Here is a 22,971-nt window from a genome sequence, read left to right as displayed (position 1 = left end):
GTGACATATCTGGTGCCCGTAGAAGCCCCCTGTGGGCTTCCCTGACGGCGCATCACCCCGATCCCGCCCCGGCATTGTGAGCTGCAGGTACGGAAAAAGGGCAAGAGGAAGATGATAACGCGGATCAGCCCGTCAAGTCAAAGACTACCTGACCTCGCGCCGAGGCCGCCAGAATCCACCCGGACCACCTGTAACCATATCCGACGCCAACGCCCGCTTCCCCTGTGATGCCCTGTCCGCGCTTCATGCTTTGATAAACATCCATACATAAGAAAAGACCCCGGCGCGGCGCAAGAGCGGACACTAGTCCGTTCACAAAGCCCTATGGAGGTCCGTCCGATGAAAACGATCCAGACAATGCTGGCCGCTGGCGCCGTGGCCGCGGGACTGGCGGCATGCGCGGCGCCCCAGCGTGACATGCCCGCCCAGCAGGCCTCGGCGATGTCGCCGCAGTCGGTCACCGATAGCCAGTTGCAACGCTTCGCCAACGCGGCCCGGAAAGTCAACGCGATCTCGCCGGACACCGGGGCGGCCGCCGCCACGCCGGCAGGCGAGCCCACCAACGCCACCTTCAACGAGGCCAACGGCCGCAAGGCCCAGGCAATCTGGAGCGAAGGCCTGACCGTCCGGGAATTCAACGCCATCAACGCCGCCGTCCAGCAGGATCCCGCCCTGATGCAGCGCTATGGCGCGCTGATGCAAGGCGGCGGCACCATGATGCGCTGACCTCGTCCGCGCCACGAGGCAAAAAAAAGCCCGAAGCCTTGCGGCTTCGGGCTAATCCACCAAAGGAGGAGGGTGGAGGAGACACCGGTGAATGGGCTTTGCGGGGCTATCCGACGATGCCGAGGGGCCTGAGGCCGTGTCGGCATACAAAGCGACATCCGTTGAATCCATTATAGGAAAGCGGTTTGTGCATTGCAAGATTTTTTTCCATCCTGCATCCACAATACGGTTTCAAATTTCAACAGGCAAAAATTCTTTATACATCAATAGGTTATAAGAATTTCAGCCGCAACTTCATACACATCTCCAGGTCTTTTCTGACGCCACCACCCCTGCCCGGCCATAGATCGCTACGTATTTTCTCTGCATTTTGATGCAAGGCAGCAACCGCGGACATGCCGGCCCGCGCTTCCAACAGGCAAAAAAAAGCCCGAAGCCTTGCGGCTTCGGGCTAATCCACCAAAGGAGGAGGGTGGAGGAGACACCGGTAGATGGGCTTTGCGGGACTATCCGACGATGCCGAGGGGCCCGAGGCCGTGTCGACATACAAAGCGACATCTGTTGGGTCAATTATAGAGAGATGTTTTGTGCGATGCAAGAACCTCTAAGGGTTGTTGCTTACGTACAAAAACCCATGTGAACGCGGATTTAAAAATCCATTCAAATCAAAGACTTACATACAAACCACTCAAGCGCTCCGCAATCCGGATGGCAAAAATCCGGGGCCAGGAACCACCCACCCAGGGGGCGCGACCATTTGTCGCAGCTTTCGCTGCGCCGCAACATGACCAGCTTCCCGGATGGCCGCGAAACCCGCCTCCCACCCGCTATCATCGTGCCCATACGCCAACTTTCTATCGCAGCACGAGGAATATCATGGAATGCATCGTAAGCTGGGGCGGCCCCCAGGGCATGCTGTTCACCGCCCAGACGGGCAGCGGGCACGTCGCGGTCATGGACGGCGCGCCGGATGGCGGGGGCAACAACCTCGCGCCCCGGCCGATGGAGCTGGTGCTGGCCGGCACCGGCGGATGCACGGCCTACGACGTCGTGCTGATCCTGAAGCGCGGTCGGCACGCCGTGCGCGGCTGCACGGTGGCGCTCAAGGCCGAGCGGGCCGACACGGACCCCAAGGTCTTCACCAAGATCCATTTCGCCTTCATGGTCACGGGCAAGAACCTTCCGTCCGCCGCGGTGGAACGGGCGGTGCAGCTTTCCCACGAAAAGTATTGCTCGGCCTCGGCCATGCTGGAAAAGACGGCGGAACTGACCTGGTCGGTGGAGATCGTCGAAGCCGACTGAAGGGGCTCAGAGATAGTAGGCGGTAGAGGTCATGACCTTCGACCCGCACCGCATCGCCGCCCGCACCGGCGCGGGCAGCTCGGCCCCGCCCCGCTGCTCCGCCACCACCCGGTGCTGGCGCTCGTCGGCGGCCATGCGTTCGACGATGGCGCGCGAACGCGCATCGTTGGCCGGCAATGTCCCCAGGTGCCCGTCCAGGTGGCGCTCCACCTGCCGCTCGGTTTCCGCCATGAAGCCCAGGTTCCAGGCATCGCCCGCCCTGCCCGCCAACATGCCCAGGCCGAAGGCCCCCGCATACCAGAACGGATTCAACAAGCTGGTGTGCGACCGCAGTTCACGCAGACGATCGTCCAGCCAGGCCAGGTGATCGGTCTCCTCGGCCGCCGCGTCCAGGAACACCTGGCGCGTATCCGGCTGGTCGCAGACCAGCGCCTGCCCCCGGTACAGGGCCTGGGCGCAGACTTCCCCCACATGATTGACCCGCATCAGGCCGGCGGCGTGCTTGCGCTCGGACTCCGTCAATGCCGGGCCCCCGGCCTCTCCGGACGAATCGTCGGCAGCGGCGGACAGGCGGCCCGCCGGATTCGGACGCTGCGCCGACACCGAGCCCGTCAGCACGCGCACGGCGCGATCCGCCTCGGATAGCACCCGATCCAGCAGGGAAATACGGCGAAAGGATGCGGTTCCCGACATTTGCGACCTCCGGTCCGGACACGGCCGGACAGCGACACGAACAGATTCCAGTATAGGCAATCCCCGATTCGTTGTTCTCGGACAACATCGAACGCGAGGCAACCCCGTTGTCATTTTCGCCTCATGTTGGGTCGTCATCCTCTCGTCCGAGCACCTGAGCAACATCCTCGTGCCCCATCACAAATCCATCTGGAGTTCTCAATTGAAAAAGACCCTTATCGCCGCCGCGCTGCTGGCCGGCTTCGCCGGCACCGCGCAAGCCCAGAGCGTGACGCTGTACGGTATCGTCGACATGGGATTCATGAACAGCAAGCAGGACGGCCAATCCGCCGTTAACGGGCTGGACAGCGGCATCGCCGGCAGCTCGCGCTTCGGCCTGCGTGGCGTGGAAGACCTGGGCAACGGCCTGAAGGCCAACTTCCAGCTGGAAAGCGGCTTCAAGGCCGACACCGGCATCCAGAGCGCCAACGGCCAGCTGTTCGACCGCGCCGCCTGGGTGGGCGTGTCGGGCAACTTCGGTGAAGTCCGCCTGGGCCGCCAGGACACCCTGGGCTTCAACTGGTTCCGCGGCGCCATCAACCCCTTCGGCAACGCCTACTCGCAAGCCCAGAGCAAGACCGTCTTCAACGTGAACGGCGTGGATGACCGCGTCAGCAACAGCGCGTTCTACCTGTCGCCCAAGTTCAGCGGCTTCCAGGTCGGCGCCGGCTACAGCTTCAACGCCAACGCCAGCGAAACCGCCGGCAACGATGCCGATAACTCGGTCTACTCGCTGGGCCTGCGCTACCAGAGCGGCCCCCTGCTGGCCGTCCTGACCTACGAACAAAAGAATGCCGCCGACCTGGCCCCCGGTTCGGGCGTGGGCGGTTCCGACCTGAAGAACATCCAGCTGGGCGCCACCTACGACTTCGGCATGGCCAAACTGCACGCCGGCTACGGCCGCCTGCAGAACTCGGGCTACAAGTCGAGCGCCAAGAAGGAAAACTCGTACCTGCTGGGCGTGACCGTGCCGTTCGGCGCGCACTCCGTGTTCGCCACCTACCAGCGCAACGACAAGGCCAACATCAACGCCGGCCGCGCCGACTCCGCCATCAACGGCTACGCCATCGGCTACAACTACACGCTGTCCAAGCGCACCACGATCTACGCCCTGTTCAACCAGTACACCGACGTGATCGTCCGCACGGACAACAAGGCCCTGGGCGACAAGCGCGAAATCGCCATCGGCCTGCAGCACAAGTTCTAAGCCCTGTTCCAACATGGCCCGGAGCGCACTCCGGCCCATGTTTCGAAGTGCTTACTTCAGCAGTGAGTGTTTCCCCGTCCCCGGCTCGCCTGGGGACGGGCGTTTTCGTTGGTTTTTTTGCGCGGAAACAACAAAAGCCGTAAGAATAAGTAAAAACCCGGCCCTCATGAGCCTTCGAACTTGGTAGTAACCCGCATTCTTTGCTGCAATATGACCAACTTCCCATCGGGAAGCTCTGGTTTTCCCGCAGCAAGCGGATACCCGACGATGGATCCGCGCATTCCATCCGGCGCCTCGCACCCCCCGCCTGCCGCGACAACCAGATCAATCATGGAGATGTTTCGATGAAAAAGACGTTGATCGCTGCCGCCGTTCTGGCCGGCATGGCTGGTACCGCGCACGCGCAAAGCTCGGTCACCCTGTACGGCATCATGGATATGGGCTACCTGTATTCCAAGACCGAAGGCCTGAAGGCCCGCAACGCGCTGGATAGCGGCCTGCAAAGCGAATCCCGTTTCGGCCTGCGCGGCACGGAAGACCTGGGCAACGGCCTGAAAGCCAACTTCCTGCTGGAAGCCGGCATCAACGCCGACGACGGCACCTCGTCGCAGTCGGGCCTGTTCAACCGCCAATCGTGGGTGGGCCTGTCGTCCAACACGCTGGGCGAGATCCGCCTGGGCCGCCAGTTCATCCTGGGCTCGCAATTCTTCACCAACATCGATCCGTTCGGCACGACTTTCCGTCAGGCCGGCATGGGCTCGACCTTCATCGCCGCCAACCAGATCCGCAACAGCAACAGCGTGATGTATTTCTCGCCGACCTGGAACGGCTTGCAGGCCGCCGTCGGTTACAGCTTCAACCGCTCGACCAACGAAACCCCGGTTTCCGGCACCAACAACCGCGCCATCACCTCGGGCCTGCGCTATGCCAACGGCCCCGTCGAAGTCGCCCTGACCTATGACCAGGTCGAACCCGCGACCGGCGGCAACGTCGGCCGCTCGACCCAGTTGGGCGGTACCTATGACTTCGGCGTGGTCAAGCTGCACGCTGCCATCGCCGACCAGCGCAACGTCGCGGTCAACGTTGGCGACATCCCGGGCTGGAACGGCCGCTTCGCCAAGAAGACCCTGTCGTACATGGTCGGCGCCTCGGCGCCCGTCGGCTCCGGCTCGCTGTTCGGTTCGTACCAGAAGGCCAAGGACTGGGACATCGAGGGCTTCAGCGTCGGCTACACCTATCCGCTGTCGCGTCGCACCAACGCCTACGCCTTCTTCAGCAACATGGACAACGTTGGTCACTACGGCAGCGCCGTCACGACCGGCGACAAGACCACCCGCCAGTTCGGCGTCGGCCTGCGTCACATGTTCTAAGTCGGCAGCGGGAGCGCCCCCGGGCGCTCTCGCATGCGCCCAGAACCCCCTGGGCGCATGCTGGAAAAACCCCGGACCGGAAACGGCCCGGGGTTTTCTTTTGCGCGCTCCGCCCTATCCGCCACGCACCGCGCGGGGAATGGAACGCTTGAGCAAATCGCAGAAATCGTCGGCGCACGGCGGCAACTCGCGCCCGCGGTCGCGCAACTCGTAGAACTCGAGCTCGATCAGCGGCGCCCCCAGGGGTTCGAGCCGGATGCCGCGCCCCCGGCAGGCGGGAACGGCGGTCGAGGGCAGGATGGCGATACCGCGCCCGGCCTCGGCCAGGCCGATCTGGGTTTCGATGAAATTGACCACGAAGCGCGGCGGGCCATCGTGGCCGGCCAGGGTCAGGTTCTTGTCGATCAATTGCTGCAGGGGATTGTCGAACGGCAGGTTGATGAAGTGCCCACCCGCCAGCGCGCTCCACGGACGGGGCGACCGGGCCAGCTGGAACTTGGGCGCGGCGCTGGCCGCCACCAGCGAAAAATGGAACAACGGCTGCCGCAACAGCCCCGGCGCCGCCTTGATGAACATGCCCAGTCCGATGTCCAGGTGCCCCGCGCGCACCATGCTGGACACGGAAGACAGGTCGGTGTCCACGATGGTGAGCCGCACGCCCGGGTGGCGCTGCTCGAATGCCGCCACGACCGGAGGCAGCAGGTAGGAACAGGTCAGCGGCGGCGCGCCGACCGACAGCGTGGTATTGGCGCGCTGCGCCGACTTTCCCACCTGTTCCACGATCTCTTCGATCCGTTTGACGTTCTGCTCGGCCACGGTACGGAACTCGGCGCCGAACTGCGTGAGCGTGACCTGCCGCGTGGTGCGGTCGAACAGGCGGAAACCCAGTTGCCCCTCCAGTTCCCGGATCATCAGGCTCAGGCCCGACTGGGCGATGTGCAGTTGTTCGGCCGCCCGGGAGAAATTCCGCTGCTGGGCCAGCAGCAGGAAGGCCTTGAGCTGGCGGTGGGAGATGTTCATATCGGTGCATTGATGCAGATACCTGATCAATTCATACTTTATTCATATTTCACTCGCGTATAAAGCTCGTATTGAATGGCGATCGTTCCTGTCCCACCAGAGAGGTCGATATGCCCACCCGCCGCTGCTTCTCCCCTCGTTCGTTCTGTAGTGCCTGGTTGCTGGCGCTGGTCGCCTGCGCGGCCCAGGCGGACGAGCCCTATCCCACACGCTCCATCCGCATCATCGTGCCCTTCTCCGCCGGCGGCGGCATCGACGTGCTAGGCCGGACCATCGGCCAGAAGCTGTCCGAGGCCTGGCAGTCCGCCGCGGTGGTCGAGAACCGTCCCGGCGCCAGCGGCAACATCGGCACCGAGATGGCCGCGCGGGCCGCGCCCGACGGCTACACCTACCTGATGACGGCCAACACCATCATCATGACGCCGAGCTTCATGCAGGGCGTCACCTTCGACCCGGTGAAGGACTTCGCGCCGGTGATGCCCATCGCCATCGGCAGCCTCGCCCTCGTGACCCGCCCGGATTTCCCCGCCAAATCGGTGCCCCAGTTGATCGAACTGGCCAGGAAGCAACCGCACAAGCTCAACTACGGCTCGCCCGGCACCGGCACGCCGCATCACCTGGCCATGGAGCTGGTCAAGCAGCGCGCCGGCATCGACGTGGTCCACGTGCCCTACAAGGGCTCGGGGGGACTGGTCAACGACGTGCTGTCGGGCCAGGTGGACCTGGCCTTCGTTCCCGTCCACCAGGCGCTGCAATTCGCCCGCGCCGGCAAGATGCAGATGCTTGCCGCCGGCGGGACGCATCGCACCGCCGTCACGCCCGACATTCCCTCGCTGGCCGAGGCCTCCGGCATCGCCGATGTCGACGTCGACATGTGGTACGGCCTCTACCTGCCCGCCGGCACCCCGCCTTCCATCGTCGCCAAGGTGAACGCCGAAGTCGCGCAGATCCTGAAGATGCCTGACGTCGTCAAGAGCCTGTCCATGCAAGGCCTGCAGCCCAGCGGCGGCACGCCGGACGATCTCGCCCGGCTGACGCGCGACGACCTGAAGCGCTGGGCCGGCGTCATCCGGCAGGCCGGCCTCTCGTCCCAGTAGACACGGATACCCTACAACACCAAGAGGAGTCTTCATGGAAGTCATGATCGTGGGCGGCGGCATAGGCGGCCTGACCCTGGCGCTGTCCTTGCACAAGGCGGGCATCGCCGCCCGGGTCTTCGAAGCCGCGCCGGCAATCCAGGCGCTGGGCGTGGGCGTGAGCCTGCTGCCGCACTCGACCCGGGTCCTGGGCGAGCTCGGCCTGAACGAAGCCCTGGCGCGCGTGGCCGTCACCACCACCGCCACCACCTTCTTCAACCGCTTCGGTCAGCATGTCTATTCCGAGCCGACCGGCAGGCAGGCGGGCTACGCGTGGCCGCAGTTCCAGGTCCACCGCGGCGACCTGCAGATGATCCTGCTGGAGGCCTGCCGCGAGCGCCTGGGTCCGGACCGCATCGTCGCCGGCCATCGCTGCACCGGCTTCACGCAGACGCCCGGCGGCGTCACCGCCTCGTTCGTCGATCCCGTGGGCAATCCCCTGGCGCCCCGCACGGCCGATGCGCTGATCGCCTGCGACGGGCTGCACTCGGTGATCCGCAAGCAGTTGCATCCCGGCGAAGGCGAGCCGGTCTATTCCGGCGTCAACATGTGGCGCGGCGTCACCCGCTGGAAGCCCTATTTCGACGGCGCGACCTACGTCCGGGGCGGCTGGTTGACGCCCGGCAAGATGGTCATCTACCCCATCCGCAACGCCCTGGACGGCGATGGACTGCAGTTGATCAACTGGGTGGCCGAGGTGACGACGCCCCGCTACGAGCGGCGCGACTGGAACCGGCGCGGACGGCTGGAGGATTTCATCGGCGTCTTCGAGGACTGGCGCTTCGACTGGCTGGACGTGCCGGCGATGATCCGGGCCGCGGATACCCTGCTGGAATTCCCCATGGTGGACCAGGATCCGCTGCCCTGGTGGACGCAGGGCCGGGTCACCCTGCTGGGCGACGCGGCGCACCCGATGGTGCCGCGCGGCTCGAACGGCGCGGGCCAGGCCATCCTGGACGCGCGCGCCCTGGCCGCCGCGCTGGCCGCGGAACCGGACGTGCCGGCCGCGTTGGCGCAGTACGAAGCCCTGCGCCGCCCCGCGACGACGGACATCGTGCTGACCAACCGCAAGACGCCTCCCGACGCCATCCTGAAGGAAGTCTACGAGCGCACGGGCGACCGTCCCTTCCGGCACATCGACGACGTCATCAGCCAGGAAGAGCTGGCCGCCATCTCCAACGGCTACAAGCGCGTGGCGGGCTACGACCTGGCATCGCTGTCCCGGTAGGTCCCGGGGGCGGGCGTCCCGCCCGCCCCGCGATGCGCCGTCGAGCCCCTTCCGTATCGAGAAATATTCTCGATATTCACGATTTCCTAATACCTTTTCGATTACGCTATCGAGTCGTTCATGCACCCTGACTGTGCGGACCGACGGCGATCCCGCCGGCATCCGCCTCCCGGCATGTCTCTCGCTCGCATCAAACCCTTCCATTTTTCATTCCCGCGCCCCCGCCTGCCGGGCCTGGCCCCGCTGCTGCTGGCGGCAGGTTGCAGCCTGCAACCGCCGGCGCCGTCCGTGCCGCTGGCCGCGCCGGGCGGGTGGCAGGCGCCGCTGCCCGCCACCGCCGAACCCACCCTGCCCCACCACTCCAGCCAGCAGCGCCTGCTGGAATGGTGGCAGCAGGCCGGCGACCCGGCCCTGCCCGGCCTGATCGAAGCCGCGCAGGCGGCCAGCCCGACCGTGGGCACCGCGCGCTCGCGCTTCCTGCAGGCCCGGGCCACCCGCATGTCGGCCGGCGCCGCGCTGGGGCCCACGCTGGACGCCACGGCCCAGACCAGCCGGGGCTTTTCCCAGATCGCCGGCGGTATCGCCACGCAGAACCAGGCCGGCCTGCAGGCGTCCTGGGAGATCGACCTGTTCGGCGCCAATTCAGCCACGCGCGACGCCGCCCAGGCCCGCCTGGAAGGCGCGCAGGCGCAGTGGCACGACGCGCGCATCTCGGTTGCCGCCGAAGTGGCCAACGAATTGAACAATTTCCGGAGCTGCCGCCGCGAACTCGCCATCCAGGAATCGGACGCGGCCTCGCGCGCGGAAAGCGCGCGCCTGACCGACCTCGCCATGCGCGCGGGCTTCCAGTCCACCGCCAACGCCGCGCTGGCGCGCGCCAGCAGCGCCGAAGCCGCCGCCCGCGCCCGCCAGCAGCGCGCCTTGTGCGACATCAGCGTCAAGGCCCTGGTGGCGCTGACGGCACTGGACGAGCCCGCGCTGCGCGCCCGCCTGGCCGCGCCGGCGCAACCGCCGTCCGACACCCTGTTCGCCATCGACCACCTGCCCGCCGCCGTGCTGGCGCAGCGCCCCGACCTGTTCAACGCCGACCGCAACGTGGCGGCGGCCAGCGCCGAGGTCGGCAGCGCGCAGGCCAGGCGCTACCCGCGCCTGACCCTGGCCGGCAGCGTGGGCGCGGCCACGTTCAGGGCGCGCGGCACGAACGTCGACGTCTCGACCTGGTCCATCGGTCCGCTGGCGGTGACGCTGCCGCTGTTCGACGGCGGCCGGCGCCGCGCCGATATCGACGCCGCGCAGGCCCGCTACGACGAAGCCGTCACCCAGTACCGGGCCACGGCCCGGCAAGCCGTGCGCGAAGTGGAAGAAGCCCTGGTCAACCTGGAAAGCACGGCCGCGCGCACCACCGACGCGCGCGCCGCGGTCGAGGGCTACCAGGCTTCGTTCGAGGCCACCGAGCAGCGCTATCGCGGCGGCCTGGCCAGCCTGCTGGAACTGGAGGAGTCGCGGCGCATGCTGCTGACGGCGCGCACCACCCAGTCCGCGCTGGAGCGCGAGCGCATGGCGGCCTGGATCGCGCTCTACCGCGCGGCGGGCGGCGGCTGGCGGCAGGAAGCGCCCGTGCCGCCGGACGCGCCGCCAGCCGCCTCCACCGCGCCGGCCACCCATCCCTCCTGACGGAACGCCCCACGAACCGCATCGCCGCAGGGCCTCTCCAGGCCCCGGCCCCACCCCAACCATGATCCCGTCCATGCCGCTACGCCCTCTCATCGCCGCCGCCGTGCTCGGCGCCATCCTGGCCGGCGCCTTCCTCGCCCCCACCCTGCGGGCCGCCGACTCCGGCGCCACGCCGGCCGTCCGGCCGGCCTTGACCGTCACGGTCGCCCAGCCGCGGATGCAATCCCTGCGCGTGGCCCTGCAGGCCAACGGCAACATCATGGCCTGGCAGGAAGCCAGCCTGGGCGCCGAGATCGGCGGCCTGCGCCTGCAGGACGTGCTGGTCAACGTGGGCGATACCGTCAAGGCCGGCCAGGTACTGGCCACCTTCGCCCAGGAGACCGTGCGCGCGGACATCGCCCAGGCCCGCGCCGCGCTGGCCGAGGCCGAGGCCAGCGCCGCCGAGGCGCGCGCCAACGCCGAGCGGGCCCAATCCCTGAAAGCCTCCGGCGCCTTGAGCGAGTCGCAGATCAACCAGTACATGACCGGCGGCCAGACCGCCCAGGCACGCGTGGAATCCGCCCGCGCCAGCCTGGCCGCGCAAGAACTGCGGCTTAGATTCACCCAGGTCCGCGCCCCCGACAGCGGCATCATCTCGTCGCGCACCGCCACGGTGGGCGCCGTCGTCGGCGCCGGCACGGAACTCTTCCGCATGATCCGCAAGGGCCGCCTGGAATGGCGCGGCGAGGTCACCTCGGCCGAGGTCGGCCGCGTGCGCGTGGGCGACCCCGTCACCATCGTCGCGGCCAGCGGCGAACGCCTGCGGGGCAAGGTCCGCACCGTCGGTCCCACCGTCGATCCGCAGACCCGCAACACCCTGGTCTACGTCGACCTGCCCGGCGCCGGCGCGCCAGGCTCCTCGGCCAAGGCCGGCATGTTCGCGCGCGGCGAGTTCGAACTGGGCGCGGCGCAGGGCCTGACCGTGCCGCAGCAGGCCGTGGTCATGCGCGAAGCCTTCAACTACGTCTTCGTCGTGGGCGCGGACAACCGGGTGGCCCAGCGCAAGATCCAGGTCGGCCGGCGGGACGGCGACCGGGTCGAGGTCCTGGACGGCCTCGCGCCCACCGACCGCGTCGCCGTGCGCGGCGCCGGCTTCCTGACCGACGGCGACGTGGTGCGCGTGGTCGACACGCCCGCTCCCGCCGCCACCCCCGCCACCGCCGTGACGCGCTGAGAGCCGACGCGATGAACGTCTCGACCTGGTCCATACGCAACCCCATTCCGTCGGTCATGCTGTTCGTGCTGCTGACCTTCGCCGGCCTGCTGTCGTTCAGTGCCATGAAGGTCCAGAACTTCCCCGACATCGACCTGCCCATGGTCATGGTCACGGCCTCGCTGCCCGGGGCCTCGCCCGGCCAACTGGAAAACGACGTCGCCCGCAAGCTGGAGAACTCCATCGCCACCTTGCAAGGCCTCAAGCACGTCTACACCAAGATCCAGGACGGCAGCGTCAGCCTGACCGCCGAGTTCGAACTGGAGAAACCCCTGCAGGAAGCGGTGGACGACGTGCGCTCGGCCGTCTCGCGCGTGCGCGCCGACATGCCCGCCGACCTGCGCGACCCCATCATCAACAAGGTCGACCTGGCCGGCCAGCCCGTGCTGGCCTTCACCGTGCGCGCGGCCAGCATGGACGACGAAGCCCTGTCGTGGCTGGTCGACAACGACGTCGCGCGCAGACTGCTGAACGTGCCCGGCGTGGGCGCGGTCAACCGCGTGGGCGGCGTGACCCGCGAGATACGCATCGCGCTCGATCCCCAGCGCCTGCAGGCCCTGGGCGCCTCCGCCGCCGACATCTCGCGCCAACTGCGCCAGGTGCAGCGCGAAAGCTCCGGCGGCCGCACCGACATCGGCGACGCCGAACAGCCCGTGCGCACCCTGGCCACCGTGGGCACCGCCGAAGAACTCGCCGGCCTGCGGCTGGTCCTGAGCGACGGCCGGCCGATCCGGCTGTCCGACGTCGCCACCGTGACCGACACCATCGCCGAACGCCGCTCCGCCGCCCTGCTCGACGGCCAGCCCGTCGTCGGCTTCGAGGTCGCCCGCAGCCGCGGCGCCAGCGAACTCGACGTGGCCGCGGGCGTGCAGCGCGCGCTGGACGAACTCAAGGCCCGGCACGCCGACCTGCGGATCACCGAATCCTTCAACTTCGTCACGCCGGTCCAGGAAGAATACGACGGCTCCATGCGCCTCTTGTACGAAGGCGCGCTGCTGGCGGTGCTGGTCGTCTGGCTGTTCCTGCGCGACTGGCGCGCCACGCTCATCTCCGCCGTCGCGCTGCCGCTGTCGGTCATTCCCGCCTTCGCCGGCATGTACCTCCTGGGATTCTCGATCAACGTCATCACCCTGCTGGCGCTGTCCCTGGTCATCGGCATCCTGGTGGACGACGCCATCGTCGAGGTCGAGAACATCGTGCGCCACCTGCGCATGGGCAAGACCCCCTACCAGGCCGCCATGGAGGCCGCCGACGAGATCGGACTGGCCGTGGTCGCCACCACCTTCACCCTGATCGCCGTCTTCCTGCCCACCGCCTTCATGAGCGGCGTGGCCGGACGCTTCTTCAAGCAATTCGGCTGGACCGCCTCGCTGGCCGTGTTCGCCTCGCTCATCGTCGCGCGCGTGCTCACGCCCATGATGGCCGCCTACCTGCTCAAGCCCATCGTGCACGCGGGCAAGGAGCCCCGCTGGCTGCAGACCTACATGCGCTGGGTCGCCGCCTGCCTGCGCCACCGCTGGCTGACCGTGCTGGGCGCCGCCGTGTTCTTCATCCTGTCGATAGGCATGATCCCGCTGCTGCCCGCCGGCTTCATGCCCGCCGACGACAACTCCCAGACCCAGGTCATGGTCGAACTGCCGCCCGGCTCCACCCTGGCCCAGACCCTGGACACCGCCGAGCTCGCGCGCCTGCGGCTGGCCAAGGTTCCGCACGTGCGCAGCGTCTACACCACCATCGGCGGCGGCACCGCCGGCGGCGACCCCTTCTCCATGGCCGGCGCGGCGGAAGTCCGCAAGGCCACCCTGACCATCCAGCTCGACCCGCGCGAAGACCGGCCCAAGAAACAAGGCATCGAAGAGGACATGCGCGCAGCCCTGGACGAGATCCCCGGCATGCGCAGCCGCGTCGGCCTGGGCGGCTCCAACAACAAATACGTGCTCGTGCTGACCGGCGACGACCCCAACGCGCTCAACCAGGCAGCCCTGGCCGTCTCCAAGGAACTACGCACCATCCCGGGCCTGGGCAACATCTCGTCCACCGCCAGCCTCATCCGCCCCGAAATCGCCGTGCGCCCCGACTTCGCCCGCGCCGCCGACCTGGGCGTCACCAGCAGCGCCATCGCCGACACCCTGCGCATCGCCACCGTTGGCGACTACGACATCTCGCTGCCCAAGCTCAACCTGTCGCAGCGCCAGGTCCCCATCGTCGTGCGCCTGGACGAAGCCGCGCGCGAAGACCTGTCCCTGCTCGGCCGCCTGTCCGTGCCCGGCACCCGCGGCCCCGTCCTGCTCGAACAGGTCGCCACCCTGGACTTCTCGGCCGGACCGTCCGTCATCGACCGCTACGACCGCTCGCGCAACATCAACTTCGAGATCGAGCTGGCCGGCATGGACCTGGGCGACGTCGCGCAGCGCGTGGCCGACCTGCCCACCCTCAAGAACCTGCCGCCCGGCGTGCGCCAGGCCACCGTGGGCGACGCCGAAGTCATGGGCGAACTGTTCCAGAGCTTCGGCCTGGCCATGCTGACCGGCGTGCTCTGCATCTACGTCGTGCTGGTACTGCTGTTCAAGCACTTCCTGCACCCCGTCACCATCCTGGCCGCCTTGCCGCTGTCGCTGGGGGGCGCCTTCGTCGGCCTGCTCATCGCGCACAAGAGCTTCTCCATGCCCTCGCTGATCGGACTGGTCATGCTGATGGGCATCGCCACCAAGAACTCCATCCTGCTCGTCGAATACGCCATCCTGGCGCGGCGCGGCCACCCCGCCACCGACGTGCGGCCGGCGGTGCCGGGCATGAGCCGCTGGGATGCCCTGATCGACGCCTGCCACAAGCGGGCGCGGCCCATCATCATGACCACCATGGCGATGGGCGCGGGGATGCTGCCGATCGCGATCGGCTACGGAGCCGCGGATCCGAGCTTCCGGTCGCCGATGGCGATCGCGGTGCTGGGGGGGTTGATCACGTCCACGTTCTTAAGTTTGCTGGTGATACCGGTGGTGTTTTTGTTCGTGGATGATTTCGGGCAGTGGGTGGTGAGGTTGTTTGGACGGAGGCCAGTCGCCGGGGGGAGGTAAGAAGGGCAACAAGGACGGCCCGCAACACCTTCATCGCCGTTGCGCCGATTCCTCGAATGTCACTCGGGTAGTGGCCGCCATCGTTTCGTCCCGAACTCCCCCTACAATCCCCGGATCGCGAGCCCCCTGCGAGCACCTTGGGGGCACGGCCAGCTTGCCAAAGAATCGAACGGACCCGCGGAAGAAAGATGAATCTGCATCTGACCAGTGCGTTTTCCGAGTTTGGCGCACGCCCCGTCCCGCTATCGGCGCCGGACGTCTCCGCTGACCACTCCTGCCCCATCGATGCGGATCGGCTCCGAGAAACACTCCGCAGTTCGACCTGCCGCTCCGCCGTCGTCCTGGGCACCTTGTCTGAACCATGTCTCGACCAGACCGGCATTCAGCGTCCCCTGGAGGCCTTCGCGACAGGATCCCTGCCAGCCGACTGGCTCGTGGACAACTGGAGTGGCCAGGTCGACGCGTTCGTCCGGGCATACGACCAACACGACACACTTTGGGTCCTCGGTTCGCGGTTCCTGTCAGATCTTGCCGACCCTCGGCCGCTTCTTGCGGCGCTGAAACGTGTCTGCCTTTCGCGCAACGGCACGATCATGTTCGTCCACGACGACGCCCCCGGTCGATTCAGGCATTGGTCGCGAGACGCGTTCTCCGGCTTTCTCGCTGCCAGCGGCCTTGCCGCCCAGCCCGGCGACGGCGGCTGGATGGCCACCACACTTACTCTTGAAGGCTATGCCGCCTATCTGGAAGATCTCGGTTGGGACGGACGGCTGGCCGGGGCGGACTGGCTGCTCCTGACCACCGAGGATGCGGGACTCGGGCCCGCCGGCGGAATCGGCACCTATGTCCGGAACATCAAGCTCCTGGATCCAAGGGTCGCCGTCTTGATGTGCGACGCCAGGGCCGAGCCCCTCGATCTGGACCGCCTGACATTGGCCCCTCGATCGCTCGCGGACGTCAGGTTCGAAGATTTTCACATCGGGCACGATTCGCTGGAAGTGTTGCGCAACGCCTTGTACCTGCTGCCCAACGTGACGCTGGTGGAAGCCCAGGACTACCAGTCCATCCTGTTCCGCATCGTGCAGGCCAAACACACGGGCATGCTTCCGTCCTGGCTGCACTTGCGCATTTTCATGCACGGCGCCATCGACTACCTGAAATACGGCTTCCGCGATGAAGCCGCGATGAACTACACCCCCTTCGAAGCATCGCTGGCGATCAGGGACAGTTATATCTTCAAGCATGCGGATAGCTGCTACGCCCCTTCCAGGTATCTGGGCCAGCATCTGATGCAGCAGGAGTACGGCTATCAGGTCGCCAACCAGACCATCGTCCGCCTGCCGTTTGATCTATCGTTGCTGCCGGAAGCTCGTCAGGTTGGCTTCTCGGCCGTGAAACGCATCGCTTTCATCGGCAAATACCTACAGTTGAAAGGATGGCCTGATTTCGTCCGGGCACTGGCACTCCTCGCCCCGGGGCAGATACAGGAGATCGTCTCGCTGGCACCCGGCGCCCCCTCCGACGAAGACGCGGCGACTTTGGGCAGCCTCGCCAGCTACAGCTGGACCCACCTCTCGCACCAGCGATTGCTGGAATACATCAGCGGGCATCTCGAAGACACCTTGTTCGTCGTTCCATCGCGGGGGGAGAGTTTTTCCTACGTCGTGCTGGAGCAGTTGCTGCTTGGCGCGCGTGTCATCGCCTACAACACGGGCGGAGTGGTCGAGGTCGCGGACAACCCGGACTATGTCTCGCGCTTTTTCTGCGATCCGACGCCCCATGCCCTGGCTCGCAAGATCGAAGATGTCCTGCGGCTCCGACCGGCTGAACATCAGGTCCAGGTGGACTGCACGCGCGACCGTCTCCGGCGGCGGCAGCGTGAAGTCAATGCGTGGTGGGGGCGGAAGGATGTTCCGCCACACAGCCTCGAGTGGCCGCGTTCGATAGCGCTGCCATCGCCGGCGGTCGCCGTGGTGGCCTTCGCCGGCAACCGGTCACTCGATCAGTTGGACGAATTCATACGATCCGTTCGCCGCTCGCGGCTGAAACCCTCCCAGGTCATCCTGATCGACGGCAGGTCCGACGAGCCGTCCGATGCAGCCCTGGATGCGTGGGCACGGGACGAAAAGCACGCAGATCTGAACATCAGCCTGCATCTGCGCGCGGCCGGCAAGCTCGGACCACGCGACACCGGCCTGCGGCAGGTCCAGACCGAGTTCGCCTTCTTTCTGGATGACGGCGCGGCACTTTTACCCCGCACGCTGGAGGATGGCTGGAACGCGCTGTCCACCGACCCGGCATTGATCGCCGCCACCGGCTTCGCCGTGAACTCAGCCGACACCTCAGCCTTTCCCCGTTCAGGCGGCCGGCCCGCGGAAAGCAGGTCGTGGAAGCCTTTGGGCATTCCGGAAGCGCGGGTTCTGGCACTCAAGGAAAACCAGTACATGGCCGCCAGCGCGATGGTTCGAACGTCGGCATTGCGGGACTCGGGAGGCTGGAATGACATGGACCCGGACAACTGGGAAGTATTGGCAGCCTATACCCGGCTTGCATGGAAAGAGAAACGCTTCTCGCTGATTCCCCTGCCGGGGCACCTCGCTCCCGATCCCAGCGGCGACGGGACGACGGCAACAAGCTCTTTCCTGAAGCGCCGCCGCCTCGTACACAGTATCGATGGCATATCGCGTCTCGATGCCAACATATTGTTCAGCTTGGCCGCGCGCATCGAAGACAGCGGCACGATGCTTCCCGTCAAGGCACTCGTCACCACTCCGCCACAGGAAGTTGGCGAAACCATCATCCAACCCCGACAACCCGAAAACTTCGTATACCGCTTGCTTCGCCGGGCCAGAACAAGATCCGGACGGCTCATCGGAAATATCAGGCGTCTTCTATGAGAACCGGCCCGCTCGATCTCCCCATTGGCATGCGTATCGAAACCGATGGTATCTTGTAAGCACTCACATCTTGCAATGAGGGGTTGTCAGCCGTGATCCCTCCAGATGAAACCGGTTCCCGGCAAAATGACGCTCACCTTTTGTCGCACACTGCATCGACTCCATTGCCAGTTCGCTTCACAATATCCCTGCTATCCACGTGATACCGAGTGATCTATTCACCGGTTTGCCAAGGCTTGGCGTTCATCGCAGTGAAGCCAAGCCCGCGGCATGTCCACGACATGCAGGATAATCACACTCATGTGCCTCGCGGCAGGAGACGGCGGCGGGGGGAGTCCTTCCTCCGCCGCCGTCTCCGACAAGCCGAATCCACTCGCGGGAATCCCCATTGTCTTCCCCTGCCCTGCCCAGCATCGACATCTCGATCGTACTCAACCTTCATGACGAGGCACGCTTCCTTGACCGGACGGTTGCGTCCCTGCGCGAAGCCGTGGCCTACGCGCGCGCCGACGGATTGAGCATTGAGCTCGTCATCGTGCTGGACAACGCTACCCGGGAAACCGCGGCCAGAACCACGGCCATGGATTTCAGCGGGATCGACCAGGTTTGCTTCATCGAGGTATCGCACGGTTCGCTCGGCCCTGCACGCAATTCAGGCATTGCGGCGTCACGAGGCCGATACATTGCCACCGCGGATGGCGACGATCTTGTTTCGTTCAATTTTTTTTCGGCAATGATGGAGGAAGCAGAGCGGAATCCGCGGGCCATCATCGTCCCTGAATTTCTTTACGCCTTTGGCACTCGCTACCATCTGTGGCAGTACTTTGGCACGGACCGGGTTTCCAAGCTCGCTTTTTTCGGACTCCACCCATTTTGCTCCAGAGTCTTTTTCCCCCGGGAACTCGCACGAGACATCCAGTACGTCGACACAAAGAAAACTCGCTTTTTTGCCTACGAAGATTGGCATTTCAACTGCGAAGCCATTGCCGCCGGATATGAGTTCCACACGGCGGCCAACACCATTCTTTTCTATCGCCAGCGTTCGACCAGCATCATGGCTCAGGAAGGACACGACAAGCTGTGTCCTTACTCCCGATATTTTTCAGCTGATCATTTCCTGAAGGGATTGCGGGCCGTCCATAACACCGCCCAACCAGTGCCCAAGGCTCCGAAATATGCTCCGGAAGGCACGCGGCTGTACTGCATGAACTCCCGGATTTTTCTCGAACTGCTGTATGCGGCAAACCGGATCGAACCAGGCATCGATTACGAACATCTGAAGTACATGCCTATGGGAGCCAACGTCGGCTGGCCCTATCAACAGTCCCTTGATCTAGCTTCTGCTTATTTCGAAGCACTCCAGAAACTGAACGGCGGCATTTACGACGATGTCGTCCTCCTGCCCTTCCTATCGAATGGCGGCGCCGAGAAGTACCTCTTGGAAGTCCTGAAATCGCTGCTTGCCACGAACGTGGCAAAACGTATTCTGATCATGACGGGAGGGAACTTCGAGAACCACGAGGGCGTTGACCAGCTACCCGCCAATATCGACTTCCTCGATCTGCGGAAACTGGCGGACAGGCATGGCGTCCAGAACCTCGGCACGCTCCTGCTGCGCATCATCCAATCATCCGCCCCCCGCGCGCGGCTCCATACAAGCGGCGCCGACTTTGCCGTCGACTTCCTGCTCCGCTATTACCGTGCCCTTCCGGACAACCCCATTGCCTACTACTATTTCTGTGCGGAAACGCTATCCCACCAGCAATTACACTTCACCTACGGCAGTTCGCTAAACTTCCTTTCGGAGGCTTTGCCCGGAATAAGCTGGGTCATATCCGACCATGCTCGGATCCTCCACGATCTGGAAAAAATGATGCATCTGGCGCCGGCAAAGGCCGAAACGATCTATGCCCCGGTACCGCCCCCGGCGGAATCAATCGCACGGCTGCCGTACTCACCCGGCTCCGGGCCTTTGCGGATCCTGTGGGCTTCTCGCATCGATACCCAGAAACGGCCCGACCTGGTCCCCAGGATCTCGCAAAGGCTGGAGGAACGTGGGGTGAAGGCATCCATAGACATGTACGGAAGCTCGGTATTCGGCTACCCCATGCCTGCGGGAATAGGCCGTGACGGACCTGTCCGCCATCGAGGACCATTCCGGGGATTCGGCAGCCTTCCCCACGGCGAGTATGACCTGTTCCTGTACACATCGTCCTACGATGGGCTCCCCAACGTGGTGTTGGAGGCCCTTTCCTGTAGCATGCTTGTAGTCGCGCCCGACGTGGGCGGCCTGCGGGAAGCCATCAGCTCCGAGACCGGCGTCCTCATTGCCCATGACGCGGACGATGAAGTCCTGATCTCACACTACGCCGATGCCCTGGCCGCCATTGCCAACGGCAGCATCCAACCGCTGCCTCTTATCCGCAATGCCCATCGCCTGATTGAAGAACGGCATTCGGAGGAAACGCACCGTCGACGCGTCGCTTCGATTTTTGCGTCAACGGGTAGTTGAACGGACTTACGCTATCGTAACGATGATCCTCAATTCCATGTCTCACTCTCCGTCCGCATGCCCTGCGCCCCGCGATGAAGAAATACGGGCCCTGCAGGAGGAAATCCAGCATCTCCGAAAACGGCTGCTCAAATACGCCGAAGAAGCCGACCAGCGTGCCGGTCTCGACGCCTTGCGCACGGCCCCCTTCGAGCCGCTGGACTTCCAGCTCTCCAAGGGCTATCGCATTTGGAAAATGTACCTGCGCCTGTATGATCTGCCCATCGCCGGCCCTGCCCTGACGGCTGCGCGCACGATCGCCGGAAAAGCGGTTCGCCTGCTCAGGCGTCTTAGATAAATCTCGAAATGATCCAGATCCTCGAAAAAACCTATCGAGCCTGCCTGCGCTCGGGCCTGGTCACGCCCGGCATCCACCGCACGGCCAAGCGGATGCATTCATGGTTGCGTTATAGCCGCAGCCAGATGTATCTGCTGGAAGACATCAATTCCCTGCGAGCCGGCATCGTCGACCTGAAACGCGAACAGGACGACCTGCGCACGCAGCTCGCCCAGCTGAAGGCGCAGCTTGCCTCGAAAACCGACGATGCGCCGGCGCAGACCGGCTCCGGGCGACAAGACGTGGAGCGCCCTCGGTGAAAGCATCGGTTGTCATCTGTACCTACAACCGGAAAGAGGCGTTACGCGTCACCCTCGATGCTCTCAGGTATCTGCGATACCCCGACTTCGAAGTCGTGGTGGTGCTGGGGCCTTGCACCGACGGTTCGGAAGAGATGCTGGCCGCGTACCTGCCGGACATCAAACTGGCGCATTGCGACATCACCAACCTTTCCAAGGCACGGAACATCGGCATCGCCCAGGCGTCCGGCGACATCGTGGCATTCCTGGATGACGACGGCATCCCGGAACCCGACTGGCTGGACAAGCTCGCGCGCGGATACCGCGCGCCGGATGTAGGCGGAGTAGGCGGTTTCATCCGCAACCACACCGGCCTCCTGTTCCAGGCCCAGGTCGTGGTGTGCGACCGCTATGGCGACAACCAAGGCTTCCCCAGTCCCGAGGCCGCGGGTGCGGTCCATCGCCCCGGCACCCGCCGGTATTTCAGCCTGACCGGCTGCAACTCCAGCTTCCGCCGCTCGGTGCTGGAGGAAATCGGTGGCTTCGATGAAGAATATGCCTATTTTCTGGACGAAACCGACGTCTGCCTGAGGGTGGTCGAAGCGGGCTACGGCCTCGAGATGGCAGGCGCGGCACAAGTGCTGCACAAGTATGCAGCCAGTCATTTGCGCAATGCAGAACGGCTGCCGACCAGCTTGTACTATCCCGCTCGGAGCAAGGCGTATTTCTGCATGAAATTCGCGCTGCCTGGCGAAGAGGCCGCCGCCAGACAGCGCGTCGCGGCATACCAGGCGGAGACGAGCGGCGACATGCGCACGCTGCACCTGGCAGGCAAGATCGACGCGACCACCCGCGACCGCCTCGTCCAGGAACTGGAGAAAGGGGTGGCGGACGGCATGGAAGATGCCGCGAAGCACCCGGACGGCCAGCATACCCTGGCCCGATACCGTTCCCCCGCCCCTCTGCCGTTCAAAGCCTTCCCACCTCTGCTGCCACCCACGGACAGGCTCAGGCTCGCGCTGGTTTCCCGGGAGTATCTGGGTGAGGCCGTGGGGGGCATCGCGGTCTGGACACGGCTGGTTGCCGAAGGCCTGGCCCGGCGCGGCCATGAGGTGACCGTCATCACTCGCGCGGCGGAGGGGCAGGATCCCACCGTGGACGTGGTGAACAACGTATGGGTGCACCGGATTTCGGCCCCAAGGTTCACGACACAGACGAACCCGTCCCTGCCCGACCTGCCCGACGACATCCGCGCAGGCTGCTACGCGGTCTACAACGAGGCGCTGCGCATTGCCGCGCACCGCGGCCTCGACCTGGTCTCCTTCCCCATCTGGGACGTGGAAGGCTTGGCCTGCGCCACGAGCGGCCGTTTCAAGACGGTAATGAGTCTGCATACCACCTACGGTCTGGCCCTGCCGCACAAACCGGAATGGCAGCGCAATGCGACGATACGCTCGACGCTGGTGGATAAGATGGTCGCCGCCGAACGACAGGTCCTGCGCAGCGGGATTCCCTTGCTGGCCAACAGCCATTCCGTGCTGGCGGACATCCAGGACTGCTACGGCCTGGCGGCAACCGGGGCGACAGTCGTCCCGCACGGCCTGGGCGATGCCTGCCAGGCTTCGGCCCCCACCGTTCCCACGGACCGGCTCAACGTGCTGTATGTCGGCCGCTTCGAGTACCGCAAGGGCATCGACCTGCTGCTGGAAGCGATTCCAGGCCTGGCGTCCGCCCATCCCGGGCTGACTTTCACCCTGGTGGGCGAAAACCGGCCCGTTGCCGGGGAAAAAGACTACAAGGGCGACTTCGAATCCCGGCATGCCGGCGCCCTCTGGCTGGATCGGATCCGTTTCGCGGGCCCGATATCGGCCGAGGCACTGGAACGCGCCTACCAAGCCTGCGATATCTTCGTCGCACCGAGCCGGTACGAATCTTTCGGCCTGATTTTTGTCGAGGCGGCCGTCTTCGCAAAGACGGTTATCGGGCCGGACGTGGGTGGCGTGAAGGAAATCATCACCGACGGCGAAAACGGACTGCTTTTCGCACCCGGAAACGCCCAGGCCCTGGCAGCGGCCCTGAAACTCGCCATCGAGGATGCGCCGCTGCGTGCGGCCCTGTCCCGGGCCGCACGGCGAAAATACGAAACCGACTATACCGCCGACCTGATGGTAGAACGGCTGGAAGCCTACTACCTCGAGCACATGCGAGCCCCCGCCTGAGACCTGC

16 protein-coding genes are annotated in these 22,971 nt (G+C 65.3%); 14 read left to right on the top strand and 2 right to left on the bottom strand.

Annotated features, from left to right (window positions below; all coding sequences use genetic code 11):
• The first annotated feature begins 339 nt into the window (after positions 1–339).
• Positions 340–726 carry a DUF4168 domain-containing protein gene (locus tag AC1Q6E_RS21760; RefSeq protein WP_296559644.1) on the top strand — a complete coding sequence of 129 codons (387 nt, stop codon included), beginning with the start codon at positions 340–342 and terminating at the stop codon, positions 724–726.
• Between the two features lie 876 nt (positions 727–1,602).
• Positions 1,603–2,028 carry an OsmC family protein gene (locus tag AC1Q6E_RS21755; protein ID WP_492573508.1) on the top strand — a complete coding sequence of 142 codons (426 nt, stop codon included), beginning with the start codon at positions 1,603–1,605 and terminating at the stop codon, positions 2,026–2,028.
• Positions 2,029–2,034: 6 nt separating this feature from the next.
• On the opposite strand, the gene coq7 is transcribed toward AC1Q6E_RS21755, so the two are convergent.
• Positions 2,035–2,721, bottom strand: a complete 687-nt coding sequence (gene coq7, locus AC1Q6E_RS21750) for a 2-polyprenyl-3-methyl-6-methoxy-1,4-benzoquinone monooxygenase (RefSeq protein WP_296559647.1) — start codon at positions 2,719–2,721, stop codon at positions 2,035–2,037.
• A gap of 202 nt (positions 2,722–2,923) precedes the next feature.
• Here coq7 and AC1Q6E_RS21745 point away from each other — a divergent pair, with 202 nt between their 5' ends.
• Positions 2,924–3,967, top strand: a complete 1,044-nt coding sequence (locus tag AC1Q6E_RS21745) for a porin (protein WP_296559649.1) — start codon at positions 2,924–2,926, stop codon at positions 3,965–3,967.
• 344 nt (positions 3,968–4,311) lie between these two features.
• On the top strand, positions 4,312–5,337 hold the full coding sequence (locus AC1Q6E_RS21740) for a porin (RefSeq protein ID WP_492573507.1): 1,026 nt from the start codon (positions 4,312–4,314) through the stop codon (positions 5,335–5,337).
• A 114-nt stretch (positions 5,338–5,451) separates the two neighbouring features.
• Here AC1Q6E_RS21740 and AC1Q6E_RS21735 read toward each other — a convergent pair whose 3' ends face one another.
• The gene (locus AC1Q6E_RS21735) at positions 5,452–6,357 is read right to left on the bottom strand and encodes a LysR family transcriptional regulator (protein ID WP_152792519.1); all 906 of its coding nucleotides are present in this window, start codon (positions 6,355–6,357) and stop codon (positions 5,452–5,454) included.
• 110 nt (positions 6,358–6,467) lie between these two features.
• Here AC1Q6E_RS21735 and AC1Q6E_RS21730 point away from each other — a divergent pair, with 110 nt between their 5' ends.
• From AC1Q6E_RS21730 to AC1Q6E_RS21685, 10 genes are all read left to right on the top strand, one after another.
• Positions 6,468–7,454 (top strand): tripartite tricarboxylate transporter substrate binding protein, encoded by a 987-nt coding sequence (locus tag AC1Q6E_RS21730; RefSeq protein ID WP_152792520.1) that lies wholly within the window; start codon positions 6,468–6,470, stop codon positions 7,452–7,454.
• 34 nt (positions 7,455–7,488) lie between these two features.
• Complete coding sequence (locus AC1Q6E_RS21725; RefSeq protein WP_492573506.1) at positions 7,489–8,721, top strand: flavin-dependent oxidoreductase; 1,233 nt, start codon at positions 7,489–7,491, stop codon at positions 8,719–8,721.
• A 174-nt stretch (positions 8,722–8,895) separates the two neighbouring features.
• Positions 8,896–10,395 carry an efflux transporter outer membrane subunit gene (locus AC1Q6E_RS21720; RefSeq protein ID WP_492573505.1) on the top strand — a complete coding sequence of 500 codons (1,500 nt, stop codon included), beginning with the start codon at positions 8,896–8,898 and terminating at the stop codon, positions 10,393–10,395.
• A 73-nt stretch (positions 10,396–10,468) separates the two neighbouring features.
• Complete coding sequence (locus AC1Q6E_RS21715) at positions 10,469–11,608, top strand: efflux RND transporter periplasmic adaptor subunit (protein ID WP_492573504.1); 1,140 nt, start codon at positions 10,469–10,471, stop codon at positions 11,606–11,608.
• Between the two features lie 11 nt (positions 11,609–11,619).
• Positions 11,620–14,721, top strand: coding sequence for an efflux RND transporter permease subunit (locus AC1Q6E_RS21710; RefSeq protein ID WP_492573503.1), 3,102 nt, complete (start codon positions 11,620–11,622; stop codon positions 14,719–14,721).
• A gap of 188 nt (positions 14,722–14,909) precedes the next feature.
• Positions 14,910–17,618 carry a glycosyltransferase gene (locus AC1Q6E_RS21705; protein ID WP_492573502.1) on the top strand — a complete coding sequence of 903 codons (2,709 nt, stop codon included), beginning with the start codon at positions 14,910–14,912 and terminating at the stop codon, positions 17,616–17,618.
• A 388-nt stretch (positions 17,619–18,006) separates the two neighbouring features.
• Positions 18,007–20,130, top strand: coding sequence for a glycosyltransferase (locus AC1Q6E_RS21700; protein WP_492573501.1), 2,124 nt, complete (start codon positions 18,007–18,009; stop codon positions 20,128–20,130).
• 22 nt (positions 20,131–20,152) lie between these two features.
• Positions 20,153–20,467 (top strand): hypothetical protein, encoded by a 315-nt coding sequence (locus tag AC1Q6E_RS21695; protein WP_152793881.1) that lies wholly within the window; start codon positions 20,153–20,155, stop codon positions 20,465–20,467.
• A gap of 8 nt (positions 20,468–20,475) precedes the next feature.
• Positions 20,476–20,766, top strand: coding sequence for a hypothetical protein (locus AC1Q6E_RS21690; RefSeq protein WP_152793879.1), 291 nt, complete (start codon positions 20,476–20,478; stop codon positions 20,764–20,766).
• A complete protein-coding gene (locus tag AC1Q6E_RS21685) occupies positions 20,763–22,964 on the top strand; it encodes a glycosyltransferase (protein WP_152793877.1) in 2,202 nt (733 codons plus the stop codon). Before AC1Q6E_RS21690 ends, AC1Q6E_RS21685 begins: the two co-directional genes overlap by 4 nt.
• The last annotated feature ends 7 nt before the right edge of the window (positions 22,965–22,971 follow it).

This window comes from Pigmentiphaga sp. MLSB6-MA01 (genome assembly GCF_058793475.1).
Note: the sequence above shows the minus strand (reverse complement) of the source record. Positions and strands in the feature narration are given on the sequence as shown.